Genomic DNA, 14,275 nt, shown 5'->3' with positions numbered 1-14,275 from the left:
GCATCCCGCCGCCCCGGGGCCGTCCCTCCCGACCACCGAAACAGCCGAAAGGAAGTCCCATCATCACCCGGCAGACTCCGCCCCCGTTGGCGGAACTCTCCATGCTGGCCTCCCTCGGCACCCTTCCCGAGCTGGCCCGCCAACTGTCCGGCCTGGGCGGCTGCACCCGCCCGGTACGCCTCGACGGCCACCGCACCGAGTACGCCGTCGACACGACGACCGGTGAGGTCGGGCGCGTCTTGCACCACCTGGACTCGAACGCCCTCCCCGCCGGGAACCTCCTCGTCCGCTGCAACAACCGCCGTGCCACCCGCTGCGCGGCCTGCGCGGAGGTCTACCGCCGCGACACCTTCCACCTGATCACCGCCGGGCTCCGTGGCGGCAAGGGCACCCCTGAACGGGTCGGTGCGCATCCGCGCGTCTTCGCCACCTTCACCGCGCCGAGCTTCGGCCCGGTCCACAACCGCCCCTCCAGCGGGCGGCCCTGCCGCTGCGGTGTTCGGCATGACGACACAGATCCGGTCCTCGGCACGCCCCTCGATCCGGACACGTACGACTACGAAGCGGCCGTGCTCTGGAACGCGGACGGCGGGGCCCTGTGGCGCCGGTTCTCCATCTACCTGCGCCGTGAGGTCGCCAAGCGCGCGGGCCTCACGCAACGGGCCTTCCGCGACCACGCCCGCATCTCCTTCGCCAAGGTCGCCGAGTACCAGAAGCGCGGGGCCGTCCACTTCCACGCGGTCATCCGCCTCGACGGCCCCGAAGGAGGCGACACCTCGCCCCCGGCCTGGGCCACGGCCGAGCTGCTGAGCGACGCCATCCACGCCGCTGCCACCGCCACCCGCGTCCACGGCCCGACCGTCGACGGCCGGACGCACTTCTTCACCTTCGGCCGTCAGCTCGACGTGCGCCCGATCCGCTCCGCCGACTTCGACGGTGGCCAGGACCTGACCGAGCGGGCCGTAGCGGCGTACATCGCCAAGTACGCCACCAAGGGAGCCGAGACCGCGACCGGCACCCTCGACCGGCCGATCCGCTTCCTCGCCGAGCTGGCCGGGGCCCAGCTCACCGACCACGCCCGCCGCATGATCCGAACCGCCTGGACCCTCGGCGCGCGCCCCGAGCTGGCAGACCTCCGCCTGCGGGCCTGGGCCCACATGCTCGGCTTCCGCGGCCACTTCTCCACCAAGTCCCGCCGCTACTCCACCACCCTCGGCGCACTTCGCGACGCCCGCGCCGAGTGGCGCCGCGCGCAGGCAGCACCGCCCGCACCCCAGGACGGCGAAACCACGCTCGTCCTCGCGCACTGGGTCTTCGCCGGAACGGGCCTCAGCGCGGGCGAAACCTGGCTGGCCGCGTCCCTCGAACCTGCTCCCGGAACGGAAGGAGAGCCGACCACATGAACGACCGGTACCTGTCCGTCGACCAGGTCGCCGAGCTGCTGGGCACGACCGCCCGCTTCCCCCGGAGGCTCATCGAGGAGCGGCGCATTCGGTACGTGAAGGTCGGCCGACACGTCCGTATCCCCGAGAGCGCACTTCGCGACTACCTCGCCTCCCGCACCGTGGAGCCGCTGCGGCGGCCTCGGTCTCGCTTCGGGAGGGCTGCTGCCTGATGGCCAACAGCAAGGGCAGGCGCCGCCGTTTTGGCGCGATCAGGCGACTTCCGTCCGGCCGGTACCAGGCGCGCTATCCGGGCCCTGACGGCGTGATGCGTCCGGCTCCCGTCACCTTCGAGACGACGGCGGATGCCGACGACTGGCTTGCCGAGAAACAGACCGAGATCCGGCGGGGAGAGTGGCGCGACCCCGACGCAGGCGCGGTGAGCTTCCGGGCCTACGCCGACAAGTGGGTGGACGAGCGGGAACTTGCGCCGCTCACGCGCGACCTCTACCGCTACCTACTCGACAAGCACTTGTTCGCCTTCGCTGATGTGGACTTGGACGAGATCACCGCTCCGCGCGTCCGGGAGTGGCGGGCCGATTGGCTGCGGACCACGAACGCCAAGACGATGACGGCAAAGGCGTACCGGCTCCTCAAAGCCATCATGGAAACGGCCGTGGATGACGAGCTGATCACCCGCAACCCATGCCGGATCAAGGGCGCGGGGAAGGAGAAGGCGGCTGAGCGGCGCATCGCGACTGTCGCCCAGGTCGATGCCCTCGCCGAAGCGGTGGGAATGCGGTGGCGGCTCATGGTCTACCTTGGCGCGTACGGTCCGATGCGTCCGGAGGAACTGGCGGGCCTCCGCCGTCGGGACGTCGACCTCGACAACCTTCGAGTCCGCGTGCGTCTCGCCGAGCCCGAGCGGATGAACGGGCGGCGTGTCCAGGGCGACACCAAGTCGGAGGCTGGCACCCGGACTGTGATTCTTCCCGCGTTCCTCCGCCGGGAGCTGCGCTGGCATCTGGAGAGCTACGCCGAGCCGGGCCCGGACGGGCTGCTCTTCGTCGGGGAGAAGGGTGCTCCGTTCCGGCGCAGCACCTTCGGGCGGAAGTGGCGGCGGGAGCGGGAGGTCGTCGGGATGCCCGAGGGCTTCCGGTTCTACGATTTACGGCACACCGGGCACACGCTCTCCACGCGCTCCGGTGCCACGCTCAAGGACACCATGGTCCGGGCCGGGCAGTCCTCGGAGAAGGCGGCACTGATCTATCAGCACTCCGACGACGAGCGTCAGGAAGAGGTCGCTGCCGGGCTGGACGCGACCGTTCGGAAAGCTCGGGCTGCGGCAAAGAAGAAGGGGCCCGACCGGCCTTCTGGCACGGATCTGGCACGCGACCGCTGATCAGCGCAGACAGCAAAAAGGCCCGGGTCGATGACCTGGGCCTTAGTCGTGGAGCGGGTGACGAGAATCGAACTCGCGCTCTCAGCTTGGGAAGCTGATGTTCTACCATTAAACTACACCCGCGTAAGACGCCGAGCTGGTCGGTGTCTGAATGCTCGCCCACTGTACCTCATGCCAGGCCCCCGGTGCTCAAGCCGTGGGGTCTGAGCGCGTTTCAGGGGGCGGGACGGGGCTGCGGGGGCCGGGAGTTGGGGCGTACGGTGGGGGTGTGGGGGAGGGTGGTGGCGGGATCGGAGTGCCGCCTGGAGGGTCGTTCCTTTCGTCCCGTAATGTGTGGGTTCGTCGTCACGGCAGTGGCAGCCAGACGCGGCTCTTGGGGAAGGGACTCTTGGACTTGATGGAGCGCACCGTCGTCCGTTGTGCCGATGGGCACGTGTTCAGCACCGCTTCGTTCCCGATGCAGCAGGCCGAGCGACTCGGACCTGGTCGGCTTATGCGGTGTCCGCGCTGTGCGCGGCTCCGCAGTGTCGTGCCGGTGAGTTTCGAGAAGCGGTAGGCGGGAGCGGCAGGCGGACAGCACACCTTGGCGCGGGGCCCTCTGGTTGTGGGGGTTCCGCGCCTCTTGCGTATCCTCGGGGCGTGCTTCTCTCTGACAAGGACATCCGGGCCGAGATCGACGCCGGGCGGGTGCGTATCGAGCCCTATGACGCGACCATGGTGCAGCCGTCGAGCATCGACGTGCGGCTGGACCGGTATTTCCGGGTGTTCGAGAATCACCGGTACCCGCACATCGATCCCTCCGTGGAGCAGGCGGATCTGACGCGGCTCGTGGAGCCGGAGGGCGATGAGCCGTTCATTCTGCATCCGGGGGAGTTCGTTCTCGCCTCCACCTATGAAGTGATCACGCTTCCCGATGATCTGGCCTCGCGGCTGGAGGGGAAGAGTTCGCTGGGGCGGCTGGGGCTCGTCACGCATTCCACCGCCGGGTTCATCGATCCGGGGTTCTCCGGGCATGTGACGCTTGAGTTGTCGAATCTCGCTACCCTCCCGATCAAGCTCTGGCCCGGGATGAAGATCGGGCAGTTGTGCATGTTCCGGCTCAGCTCGCCCGCGGAGTCGCCGTACGGGAGCGAGCGGTACGGGTCGCGGTACCAGGGGCAGCGTGGGCCTACCGCCTCCCGGTCCTTCATCAACTTTCATCGGACTCAGGTGTGAGTCGTGAGTGTGTGAGTCGTGAGTGGTGTGAGTAGCGGTCGCGAGAGTTTGAGTTATGAGCAGTTCGGGGGTGCTGTTCGTGAGCTGGCTCAAGCCATTGTCGATGACGGGTATGAGCCCGACATCGTGCTCAGCATCGCGCGGGGCGGGGTGTTCGTTGCCGGGGGGCTCGCCTATGCGCTGGATTGCAAAAACATCCATCTCGTGAATGTGGAGTTCTACACCGGGGTCGGGACCACCCTCGAGATGCCCGTCATGCTCGCTCCCGTTCCCAACGTCGTCGACTTCTCGGAGAAGAAGGTGCTCATCGCCGATGACGTCGCCGACACCGGGAAGACCCTGAAGCTCGTCCGTGACTTCTGTCTCGACGCCGTCGCTGAGGTGCGCAGCGCCGTGATCTATGAGAAGTCCCACTCCCTCGTGAAGTGCGAGTACGTGTGGAAGCGGACGGATCAGTGGATCAACTTCCCGTGGAGTGTGCTGCCGCCGGTTCACCGGTCGGGTGCCGTGGCCAAGGGGAACCGGGAAGCGGTCTGAGGCGTCAGTTCAGGCTCTCCGCCAGGCCTACGATGATGCCCTCCGGGCCGCGGACGTAGCAGAGCAGGTAGCTGTCCTCGTAGCGGGCGATCTCGCCGAGGACTTCGGCACCGTGCGGGCGCAGGCGGGCGACCGTGTCCTCCAGGTCGTCGACGGCGAACATCACGCGGTGCGTGCCCAGGATGTTGTGCGGCCGGTTGGGGGTGTCTTCGCTGATCGCCACGGGGGTGCGGTACTTCGACAGCTCCAGTCGGCTGTGGCCGTCCGGGGTGCGGAGCATCGCGATGTCGCAGTGGACGTCCTTCAGGCCGGTGCACTTGTCGGCGATCGGGCCCCGGACCTCCGTCCTGCCCTCCAGTTCCATGCCGAGTTCCGTGAAGTACGCGATGGCGGCGTCCATGTCCTCGACGACGATGCCCACGTTGTCCATCCGTTGAATCGCCATGGCGGTTTCTCCCTCGTCGGTCAGTCGCGTCGGGTGGTGCTGTTCCTGTTCTGGGACGGAGGCGGTGGGGTGTTCTCGACATCCGTCGGCTCCGGGATGAGGGAGGGGCCGCCCCGGCTGACGCCGGGGCGGCCCCTCCGTCGTGGTCGGTGCGGCTAGAACGTGCCCAGCTTCACTATCGACAGCAGCGCGATCAGCTGGATCGCCGAGGCGCCCAGGGCCTTCGGCCAGGGCAGGTCGTGGGAGCGGCTGACCATCAGGGTGAGGAGGGCGCCGCCCGCCACCCAGGTGGCCCAGCCGAGGATCTGCACGAAGGTGGCGTCTCCGCCGAGGAACATCGCGACGACCAGGCGGGGCGCGTCGGAGAGGGACATGATCAGCATGGAGAGGCCGACCGTGGGCTGCCAGGCGCCGTTGCCGCCGAGCTGGCGGGCCAGGGTGTGGGTGACCACGCCCAGGATGAAGGCGCTGAGCACCATCGCGACGGCCGTGGTGAGGACGATCGGCACCGCGTTCGACAGCGTGGCGTTGATCGCGTCCTCGCGGGCGGTGTCGAAGCCGAAGACCGCCAGCAGGCCGTAGAGGAAGGTCACGATCAGGGCGGGCGCCCACATCGTGTAGTCGCGCATCTGGAGGAAGGTCTGGTTGGGCTCCAGCACGATGCCGCGCAGCAGGGCCTTCCAGTGCAGGCGTGGGCCGACCGGTCCCGGCGGCGGGTTCATGGTGCCCGCGTGGTAGGTCGCGCCCTGGGAGTAGGCGTCCTCGTCGATCGAGAACGCCTGGGTGTGGCCCGGGTTGTTGGCCGCGTACGGGTCGGGGCCCGGGTGGTGCGGGGCGCCGTGCGGGTGGGCGCCGTCGCCGAAGTACTCCGGCTCGCCGTGTCCGGCACCGCCACCGCCGTAGCCCGCGTTGCCGCCGTAGCCCGCGCCGCCACCGCTGTACCCAGGGTGTTGCGGGTACGGCGGCTGTGGCGCCGCGGGTGGGTAGCCGTACGACGGCCCCTGGGGCGCCTGCTGTCCGTACGGGGGGTGTTGCGGTCGCGCTTGCGGGGCGCGGTCGTCCCGGCCGCCGCGTCCGATCCTGAATCCAGCCACGTCTTCGAACGTACCTGGTCCCGGAGATCGGTGTGGCGGGGGCGGGGTTCCGGGCCCGGCATTGCTGCCGAGCTGTGACATCCCCTAAGGGACAGTCAGCCCGTCATCAGGGGCGGTCAGCCGGTCGTCAGGGGCGGTCAGCCGGTCCTCAGCCCGGCAGGAACTCCGCGCTGGAGAACGTCAGTACCGGGGAGCCCGCGATCACGCTCCCCTTCGTCCCCGGGTACAGGGCGATGGTGTCCGCCGTCTCACCGCGGTACGTCCGTACCACCAGGTCGGCCCGCCCGTCGCCGTCGAAGTCGCCCGCCGTGAGGACCCGCGAGGTACCCCGGGCCGCGGGGGTGAGCGTCACCGCGGCGGAGGCCGCGGGGCCCGCCTTGGCGCCCGGTACGACACGCAGCCCGGTGTCGGAGCCGGAGACGAGGTCGTCGTAGCCGTCGCCGTCGAAGTCGGCGGTGGTCAGGCCCGTCCCGGCGGTGTCCGGGAGGGCGGCCGGGGTCGCGGTCGGGAGGTCGTAGCGCAGGGACGTTTCGCCGGTGTCCGTGGCCACCGCCGCGTCCAGGGCCGCCGACCCGCCGAAGCGGCCCAGGGCGACCGAGGTGCCGGACGGGAGGGTGATCCCGGTGCCCGTGGGGCCGGTCGCCGTGCCGAGGACCAGGGTGGCGGGTCCGGTGTCCTCCGCCGTACGGACGAGGAGGTCGTCGTAGCCGTCCTGGTTGACGTCGGTCGCCGGGCCGGTGGGCAGGTTGCCGGGGGCCGGGAGCGGGGCGGCGGCCGTGCGGGGTGCGCCCTTACGGGTGAAGGGGCCGCGCAGATAGCTGAGTTGCTGTTCGGAGGCGTGCAGCACCAGGTCCTGGGCGCCGTCGCCGTCGAAATCGCCGCACACCGGCTGGTCCGGCCAGTCGTTCCCGGCGCGGGCCCGGTCGGGGACGGTGAGCTTGACCGCCTTGCCGGTGAGGCCCTCGGGGGAGCCGAAGAGGAGCTGGAGCGGGACCGGGGGCCGCCCCTGGCCGTCGTAGGGCGGGTCGGTGGAGACGACGAGGTCGGTGAAGCCGTCGCCGTCGAGGTCGCAGCCGGCCTCGGCGTCGAAGAGGGCGGGCAGCTGGTCCTGGGTGCGGGCGGCGTGGCGTTCGGGGGTGAGCAGCTGGCGGGCGCCGGGGGTGAGGCCGCGGGTGCCGCCGTAGACGACGCCGATGCCCGCGTCGTCGGCGTGGCTCTGCGCCTTGACCAGGTCGTTGAGGATCAGGTCGCGGTGGCCGTCCCCGTTGAAGTCGTCGGGGATGTCGCTGCCTTTGCCCCGGGGGACGGGAAGCTGGGGGGAGGCGGGCGCCTGGGCGGCCTTCTGGACCGGGCGGGAGGGCTCCGCCTTGGTGTCGTCCGGGGGCGATCCGCAGCCGGTGGTCAGCAGCAGACAGCCGACCGCCGTTGCCACGACCAGCCCACCGGCTCGCCTGACCGCCGTTGCCACGACCAGCCCACCGGCTCGCACTCCCCGCACCATGCACCTCACCAGCCCCGCCGACAACGCCTCGGCAATGATGCACGCGTTCGACAGGCGGCGGCACCCCCGGCCCTGGCCAACTTGGGGTGTCCCGGCCGGTGCGGTTCCGGTACCGGGCAGGATGGGGGCATGAGCGTAGTCAAGATCAATGTGCTGACCGTTCCCGCCGAGCAGCGGGAGACGCTGGAGAAGCGGTTCGCCTCGCGGGCGCACGCCGTCGAGGGTTCCGACGGGTTCGAGTGGTTCGAGCTGCTGCGGCCCGTGGAGGGCACCGACCAGTACCTCGTCTACACGCGCTGGCGGGACGAGGAGTCGTTCCAGGCCTGGATGGAGGGGCCGATGAAGGCCGCCCACCAGGGCGGTGGCCAGGGTGAGCGCGGCGGTGAGGGCGGGGCCGAGCGGCCGAAGCCCGCCGCGTCGGCGTCGACCCTGTGGTCCTTCGAGGTGGTGCAGCAGGCGGCGCCGAAGCAGGCCTGAGCCGAATTGAGCTGAGAACGCGTGCTGCCCCGGGCCCGTCGCGGACCCGGGGCAGCATCGGCGGCTGTACGGCGCTACTTCACCGGTTCGGGCTCCGGCGCGCTCTCCGTGTCCGCGGCGTCCTCGGGGTCGACCGGGGTCTTGACCGACTCCAGCAGCAGCTGGGCGACGTCGACGACCTGGATCGACTCCTTCGCCTGGCCGTCGTTCTTCTTGCCGTTGACCGAGTCGGTGAGCATGACCAGGCAGAACGGGCAGGCGGTGGAGACGATGTCCGGGTTGAGGGCCAGGGCCTCGTCCACGCGCTCGTTGTTGATGCGCTTGCCGATGCGCTCTTCCATCCACATCCGCGCGCCGCCCGCGCCACAGCAGAAGCCGCGCTCCTTGTGGCGGTGCATCTCCTCGTTCCGCAGACCGGGAACGTTGGCGATGATCTCGCGCGGGGGCGTGTAGATCTTGTTGTGGCGGCCCAGGTAGCAGGGGTCGTGGTAGGTGATGATGCCCTCGACCGGGGTGACGGGGATCAGCTTGCCCTCGTCGACCAGGTGCTGGAGCAGCTGGGTGTGGTGGATGACCTCGTAGTCGCCGCCGAGCTGCGGGTACTCGTTGCCGATCGTGTTCAGGCAGTGCGGGCAGGTCGCGACGATCTTCTTGGCCGACTTCGGCTTCTTCGTCTCCGGGGCGTCGTCGTCCTCGCCGAAGGCCATGTTCAGCGCGGCGACGTTCTCCATGCCGAGTTCCTGGAACAGCGGCTCGTTGCCCAGGCGGCGGGCGGAGTCACCGGTGCACTTCTCGTCCCCGCCCATGATCGCGAACTTGACGCCCGCCATGTGCAGGAGTTCCGCGAACGCCTTGGTGGTCTTCTTCGCGCGGTCCTCCAGGGCGCCCGCGCAGCCCACCCAGTACAGGTACTCGACCTCGGAGAGGTCCTCGATGTCCTTGCCGACCACGGGGACGTCGAAGTCGACCTCCTTGGTCCACTCCAGGCGCTGCTTCTTCGCCAGGCCCCAGGGGTTGCCCTTCTTCTCCAGGTTCTTGAGCATCGTGCCCGCCTCGGACGGGAACGCGGACTCGATCATCACCTGGTAGCGGCGCATGTCGAGGATGTGGTCGATGTGCTCGATGTCCACCGGGCACTGCTCGACACAGGCGCCGCAGGTGGTGCAGGACCACAGCACGTCCGGGTCGATGACGCCGTTCTCCTCGAGCGTGCCGACCAGCGGTCGCTCGGCCTCCGCGAGCGCGGCGGCGGGCACGCCCGCCAGCTGCTCCTCGGACGCCTTCTCCTCGCCCTCCATCGTCTTGCCGCCACCGGCGAGCAGGTAGGGCGCCTTGGCGTGCGAGTGGTCGCGCAGGGACATGATCAGCAGCTTCGGGGAGAGCGGCTTGCCGGTGTTCCACGCCGGGCACTGCGACTGGCAGCGCCCGCACTCGGTGCAGGTGGAGAAGTCCAGCAGACCCTTCCACGAGAACTGCTCGACCTGCGACACACCGAAGACGTCGTCGTCGCCCGGGTCGGTGAAGTCGATCGCCTTGCCGCCGGACGTCATCGGCTGAAGCGCGCCCAGCGCGCTCTCGCCCATCGCGTTGCGCTTGAACCAGATGTTCGGGAAGGCCAGGAAGCGGTGCCACGCCACGCTCATGTCGGCGTTCAGCGAGACGACGATCATCCAGATGAAGGAGACGCTGACCTTGATCCCGGCGAACAGGTAGATCAGGTTCTGCTGCGCGGAGAGGCTCAGGTCGTCGAAGACCGTCACCAGCGGGTACGAGGCGAAGAACGCGGCCTCGTAGTGGTCGACGTGGTGGATCGCGCCTTCCAGCCCGCGCAGCACGTAGATGACGGTGCCGATGGTCAGGATGACGTACTCGACGAAGTACGCCTGCCAGGCCGTCGAGCCCGCGAACCGCGACTTGCGGCCGGCGCGCGAGGGCAGGTTCAGCAGCCGGATCGCGATGAGCACGGCGATGCCCACCGTGGTCATCACGGTGATGAACTCGACGTACATCTCCCAGAGCAGCCACCCGCCGAGGACCGGCAGGGTGAAGTCGGCGACGAAGAGCTGGCCGATGGCCTGCGCCAGGATCGGGATCAGGGTCAGGAAGCCGATGGCCACGAACCAGTGCGCGAAACCGATGACGCCCCACCGGTTCATCCGCGTATGGCCGAGGAACTCCTTCACCAGGGTCACACTGCGCTGGTACGGGTTGTCGGTCCGCGCCCCGGCGGGCACGGGCTGGCCGAGCCTGAAGAACGTGACGAACTGGGCGATGACGCGGGCGAACAGGGCCGAGCCGACCACTGTCAGGACCATCGACACGATGATCGCGGCAAGTTGCATTTCGGGGGCTCCTCGGGCCTGCGAGGGAGATTACTAAGCGGTAACTTATGCAGTCCGTTCGAGACTACCCGCATACTGCGTCGCACTGTAGCCAGAGGGTCGGTGATCTGCGTCGCTGAGGCTTGCCTGAGTGTTCGGCGCCGGTGGCCGGAGGTCGGTTGGACTGGTGCGGCACGCCGATCCTATCGTGCCGTTCATCACAAATCGTGACATTCGGCTTAGCTTAGGGCCGTGCTCTACGGGATCGCCGCCGCCTTCGCCGCCCTGCTCCTCGCCGCCCTGCTCGCGGGGCTCCTCAGGGTGCCCGGGCTGCGGCTCGGGCTGGTCGACCGGCGCCGGGTGCGGCCGGTGCCGGTCGTCGGCGGGACGGCGGTGGTGCTGGCCACGGTGCTCGTCGCGGGCGCCGGGGAGTGGACCGGCGTGGCGCCGCTGGGAGAGGGCGTGGGGACGCTGCTCGGGGCCGCGGCGGGGGTGGCGGCGCTGGGGCTGGTCGCGGACGTCTGGCGGCTGCGCGGGCGGGTGGTCCTCGCCGGTACGGCGGTGGCGGCGCTGTGCGTGGTGCCGTACGAGGAGACCGGGGTGGCCGGCGGGGTGCTGGCGGCCGGGTGGATCGTGGGGGTGGCCGGGGCCTTCCGGGCGCTCGACCACGCGGACGGGCTGGCCGGGACCGTCGGGGTGGTGACCGCCTTCGGGGTGGGTGTGTGCGCCTCGGTCGAGGTGCTGGACGGGGTGGCGGTGCTGCTGAGCGTGCTGGCGGCGGCGCTGACCGGGTTCCTGATGCAGAACTGGCATCCCGCGCGGGTGGCGTTCGGGGCGTGCGGGTCGCTGTTCGCCGGGTTCGTGCTGGCGTCGGCGGCGGTGCTGGTGCGCACCGGGTACGACGCGGTGTCCTCGGCGGGGGTGCTGTTCGCGCTGACCGCGGTGGTGAGCGTGGACGCCGTGCTGGTGGTGCTGGCGCGGCGGCTGGCCGGGCGGCCGGTGCTGCGGCGCGGGCCCGACCACGTGGGGCACCGGCTGCGGCGGCTCGGGCTGACCTCGCGGGGTGCGACCGTGGTGGTGGGGGCCGGGGCGTTCGCGAGCGTGTCGGTGGGGGTGCTCGTGCACGGGGGGTGGGTCGGCGCGAGTGCCGTGTGGTGGGTGGCCGGGGTCGCTCTGGTGGTCGTACTCGGGCTGGTGTGCGTCAAGGGGGCGGGGGCTCGCGCGGTACCGGCGGCGCGGGCGTCTGCGCAGGTGAGAGGGGATGTGCGGAGCCCCTTGCGTGTAAGGAACGGATAAGAGTTGAGCCCACTTGGCTCAGGTCTGTTGACCCATTCCGGGCCTTCGTGCACACTTGAGTCCGTTCCACTCAAGTCGCTGGAGGAATCAACCATGGCACGTGCGGTCGGCATCGACCTGGGCACGACTAACTCCGTCGTCAGCGTTCTGGAGGGCGGCGAGCCCACCGTCATCACCAACGCCGAGGGTGCCAGGACCACGCCGTCCGTCGTCGCCTTCGCCAAGAACGGCGAGGTGCTGGTCGGCGAGGTGGCCAAGCGCCAGGCCGTCACCAACGTCGACAGGACCATCCGGTCGGTCAAGCGCCACATGGGCACCGACTGGAAGATCGAACTGGACGGCAAGCCCTTCAACCCGCAGCAGATCAGCGCCTTCGTGCTGCAGAAGCTGAAGCGGGACGCCGAGGCCTACCTGGGCGAGAAGGTCACCGACGCGGTCATCACCGTCCCGGCGTACTTCAACGACGCCGAGCGCCAGGCCACCAAGGAGGCCGGCGAGATCGCCGGTCTGAACGTGCTGCGGATCGTGAACGAGCCGACCGCCGCCGCCCTGGCCTACGGCCTCGACAAGGACGACCAGACCATCCTCGTCTTCGACCTCGGTGGCGGCACCTTCGACGTCTCGCTGCTGGAGATCGGCGACGGCGTCGTCGAGGTGAAGGCCACCAACGGTGACAACCACCTCGGTGGTGACGACTGGGACCAGCGCATCGTCGACTTCCTGGTCAAGCAGTTCCAGTCGGGTCACGGCGTGGACCTCAGCAAGGACAAGATGGCCCTCCAGCGCCTCCGCGAGGCCGCCGAGAAGGCCAAGATCGAGCTGTCCTCGTCCACCGAGACCTCGATCAACCTGCCCTACATCACCGCCTCCGCCGAGGGCCCCCTGCACCTCGACGAGAAGCTCACCCGCGCCCAGTTCCAGCAGCTGACCGCGGACCTGCTGGAGCGCTGCAAGACGCCGTTCTCCAACGTCATGAAGGACGCCGGCGTCTCCATCAACGAGATCGACCACGTCGTCCTGGTCGGTGGCTCCACCCGTATGCCCGCCGTCGCCGAACTGGTCAGGGAACTGACCGGCGGCAAGGAGGCCAACAAGGGCGTCAACCCGGACGAGGTCGTCGCCATCGGCGCCTCGCTCCAGGCCGGTGTCCTCAAGGGTGAGGTCAAGGACGTCCTGCTCCTCGACGTGACCCCGCTGTCCCTCGGCATCGAGACCAAGGGCGGCATCATGACCAAGCTCATCGAGCGGAACACGACGATCCCGACCAAGCGGTCCGAGATCTTCACCACCGCCGAGGACAACCAGCCCTCCGTGCAGATCCAGGTCTACCAGGGCGAGCGCGAGATCGCGGCGTACAACAAGAAGCTCGGGATGTTCGAGCTGACCGGTCTGCCCCCGGCGCCCCGCGGCGTCCCGCAGATCGAGGTCTCCTTCGACATCGACGCCAACGGCATCATGCACGTCACGGCGAAGGACCTCGGCACCGGCAAGGAGCAGAAGATGACCGTCACCGGCGGCTCCTCGCTGCCGAAGGACGAGGTCGACCGGATGCGCCAGGAGGCCGAGAAGTACGCCGAGGAGGACCACGCCCGCCGCGAGGCCGCCGAGGCCCGCAACCAGGGCGAGCAGCTCGTCTACCAGACCGAGAAGTTCCTCAAGGACAACGAGGACAAGGTCCCCGGCGAGATCAAGAGCGAGGTCGAGGACGCCGTCGCCGAGCTGAAGGAGAAGCTCAAGGGCGAGGACTCCGCGGAGATCCGCACCGCCACCGAGAAGGTCGCGGCCGTCTCCCAGAAGCTCGGCCAGGCCATGTACGCCGACGCGAACGCCGCGCAGGCGGCCGGTGGCCCCGAGGGTGCCACGCCCGGTGGCGCCAAGGCCGATGACGACGTGGTGGACGCCGAGATCGTCGACGACGAGCGGAAGGACGGTGCCGCGTGACGGAGGAGACCCCGGGCTTCGATGAAAAGCCCGACGTCCCCTCCGGCGCCGCCCCCGACGACGCCGAGCCGAAGGCCGCTCCCGAGGAGGGGGCGGCCCCGGCCGGGGACGCCACCAGCCAGGACCCCGGTCTGCTGGCCCAGCTGGATCAGGTGCGCACCGCGCTCGGCGAGCGCACCGCGGACCTCCAGCGGCTCCAGGCCGAGTACCAGAACTACCGCCGACGGGTCGAGCGGGACCGCATCGCGGTCAAGGAGATCGCCATCGCGAACCTCCTGACCGAGCTGCTGCCCGTGCTCGACGACATCGGCCGCGCCCGGGAACACGGCGAACTCGTCGGCGGCTTCAAGTCCGTCGCCGAGTCGCTGGAGACCGTGGCCGCGAAGATGGGCCTCCAGCAGTTCGGCAAGGAGGGCGAGCCCTTCGACCCGACGGTCCACGAGGCCCTGATGCACAGCTACGCGCCCGACGTCACCGAGACGACGTGCGTGGCGATTCTCCAGCCCGGGTATCGCATCGGCGAGCGCACCATCCGCCCCGCGCGGGTGGCCGTCGCCGAACCGCAGCCCGGAGCGCAGACCGTCAAGGCCGAGGAGTCCTCTGAAGGCGACGACAAGGAGAACGGTGGCCCGGACGAGGGCTGAGCTCGACCGGATGAAGGCTG

General features: G+C 69.7%; 13 protein-coding genes and 1 tRNA gene. 9 read left to right on the top strand and 5 right to left on the bottom strand.

Annotated elements, in window-relative coordinates:
- The first annotated feature begins 101 nt into the window (after nucleotides 1-101).
- From KBY47_RS24220 to KBY47_RS24210, 3 genes are read left to right on the top strand one after another with little or no spacing between them, the layout of a single operon-like run.
- Entirely contained in the window at nucleotides 102-1,403 is a 1,302-nt protein-coding gene (locus tag KBY47_RS24220) for a replication initiator (protein ID WP_210924194.1), read from the top strand.
- Nucleotides 1,400-1,615, top strand: a complete 216-nt coding sequence (locus tag KBY47_RS24215; RefSeq protein ID WP_210924128.1) for an excisionase family DNA-binding protein — start codon at nucleotides 1,400-1,402, stop codon at nucleotides 1,613-1,615. The genes KBY47_RS24220 and KBY47_RS24215 overlap by 4 nt, the downstream gene beginning before the upstream one ends.
- Nucleotides 1,615-2,784: a tyrosine-type recombinase/integrase gene (locus tag KBY47_RS24210; protein ID WP_210924126.1), complete on the top strand. Its 1,170-nt coding sequence runs from the start codon at nucleotides 1,615-1,617 to the stop codon at nucleotides 2,782-2,784. Before KBY47_RS24215 ends, KBY47_RS24210 begins: the two co-directional genes overlap by 1 nt.
- A gap of 49 nt (nucleotides 2,785-2,833) precedes the next feature.
- Here the strand turns inward: KBY47_RS24210 and KBY47_RS24205 are convergent.
- Nucleotides 2,834-2,907: transfer RNA gene (locus KBY47_RS24205), tRNA-Gly, on the bottom strand.
- Between the two features lie 516 nt (nucleotides 2,908-3,423).
- Here KBY47_RS24205 and dcd point away from each other — a divergent pair.
- Nucleotides 3,424-3,999: a dCTP deaminase gene (gene dcd / locus KBY47_RS24200; protein ID WP_210924124.1), complete on the top strand. Its 576-nt coding sequence runs from the start codon at nucleotides 3,424-3,426 to the stop codon at nucleotides 3,997-3,999.
- Between the two features lie 27 nt (nucleotides 4,000-4,026).
- A complete protein-coding gene (locus KBY47_RS24195; protein WP_210924192.1) occupies nucleotides 4,027-4,536 on the top strand; it encodes a phosphoribosyltransferase in 510 nt (169 codons plus the stop codon).
- A gap of 4 nt (nucleotides 4,537-4,540) precedes the next feature.
- Here the strand turns inward: KBY47_RS24195 and KBY47_RS24190 are convergent, their stop codons facing one another.
- From KBY47_RS24190 to KBY47_RS24180, 3 genes are all read right to left on the bottom strand, one after another.
- Nucleotides 4,541-4,981 (bottom strand): VOC family protein, encoded by a 441-nt coding sequence (locus KBY47_RS24190; RefSeq protein WP_210924121.1) that lies wholly within the window; start codon nucleotides 4,979-4,981, stop codon nucleotides 4,541-4,543.
- Between the two features lie 155 nt (nucleotides 4,982-5,136).
- Nucleotides 5,137-6,156: a Yip1 family protein gene (locus KBY47_RS24185; RefSeq protein ID WP_210924120.1), complete on the bottom strand. Its 1,020-nt coding sequence runs from the start codon at nucleotides 6,154-6,156 to the stop codon at nucleotides 5,137-5,139.
- 67 nt (nucleotides 6,157-6,223) lie between these two features.
- Nucleotides 6,224-7,576 (bottom strand): VCBS repeat-containing protein, encoded by a 1,353-nt coding sequence (locus KBY47_RS24180; RefSeq protein ID WP_210924119.1) that lies wholly within the window; start codon nucleotides 7,574-7,576, stop codon nucleotides 6,224-6,226.
- Nucleotides 7,577-7,705: 129 nt separating this feature from the next.
- Between KBY47_RS24180 and KBY47_RS24175 the strand changes: the two genes are divergently transcribed.
- Nucleotides 7,706-8,053, top strand: coding sequence for an antibiotic biosynthesis monooxygenase (locus KBY47_RS24175; RefSeq protein WP_210924118.1), 348 nt, complete (start codon nucleotides 7,706-7,708; stop codon nucleotides 8,051-8,053).
- A gap of 74 nt (nucleotides 8,054-8,127) precedes the next feature.
- Here the strand turns inward: KBY47_RS24175 and KBY47_RS24170 are convergent, their stop codons facing one another.
- A complete protein-coding gene (locus tag KBY47_RS24170) occupies nucleotides 8,128-10,395 on the bottom strand; it encodes a (Fe-S)-binding protein (RefSeq protein ID WP_210924112.1) in 2,268 nt (755 codons plus the stop codon).
- Between the two features lie 231 nt (nucleotides 10,396-10,626).
- On the opposite strand from KBY47_RS24170, the gene KBY47_RS24165 reads away from it, so the two are divergent.
- The 3 genes from KBY47_RS24165 to grpE all read left to right on the top strand — a co-directional run bounded on the left by KBY47_RS24165 (nucleotide 10,627) and on the right by grpE (nucleotide 14,255).
- Entirely contained in the window at nucleotides 10,627-11,670 is a 1,044-nt protein-coding gene (locus tag KBY47_RS24165) for an MraY family glycosyltransferase (RefSeq protein WP_210924107.1), read from the top strand.
- 93 nt (nucleotides 11,671-11,763) lie between these two features.
- Nucleotides 11,764-13,611 (top strand): molecular chaperone DnaK, encoded by a 1,848-nt coding sequence (dnaK, locus tag KBY47_RS24160; protein WP_210924106.1) that lies wholly within the window; start codon nucleotides 11,764-11,766, stop codon nucleotides 13,609-13,611.
- Complete coding sequence (gene grpE, locus KBY47_RS24155) at nucleotides 13,608-14,255, top strand: nucleotide exchange factor GrpE (protein ID WP_210924104.1); 648 nt, start codon at nucleotides 13,608-13,610, stop codon at nucleotides 14,253-14,255. Before dnaK ends, grpE begins: the two co-directional genes overlap by 4 nt.
- Nucleotides 14,256-14,275: the final 20 nt, after the last annotated feature.

It is taken from the genome of Streptomyces sp. B93, from assembly GCF_018070565.1.
Taxonomy (GTDB): domain Bacteria; phylum Actinomycetota; class Actinomycetes; order Streptomycetales; family Streptomycetaceae; genus Streptomyces.
Note: the sequence above shows the minus strand (reverse complement) of the source record. Positions and strands in the feature narration are given on the sequence as shown.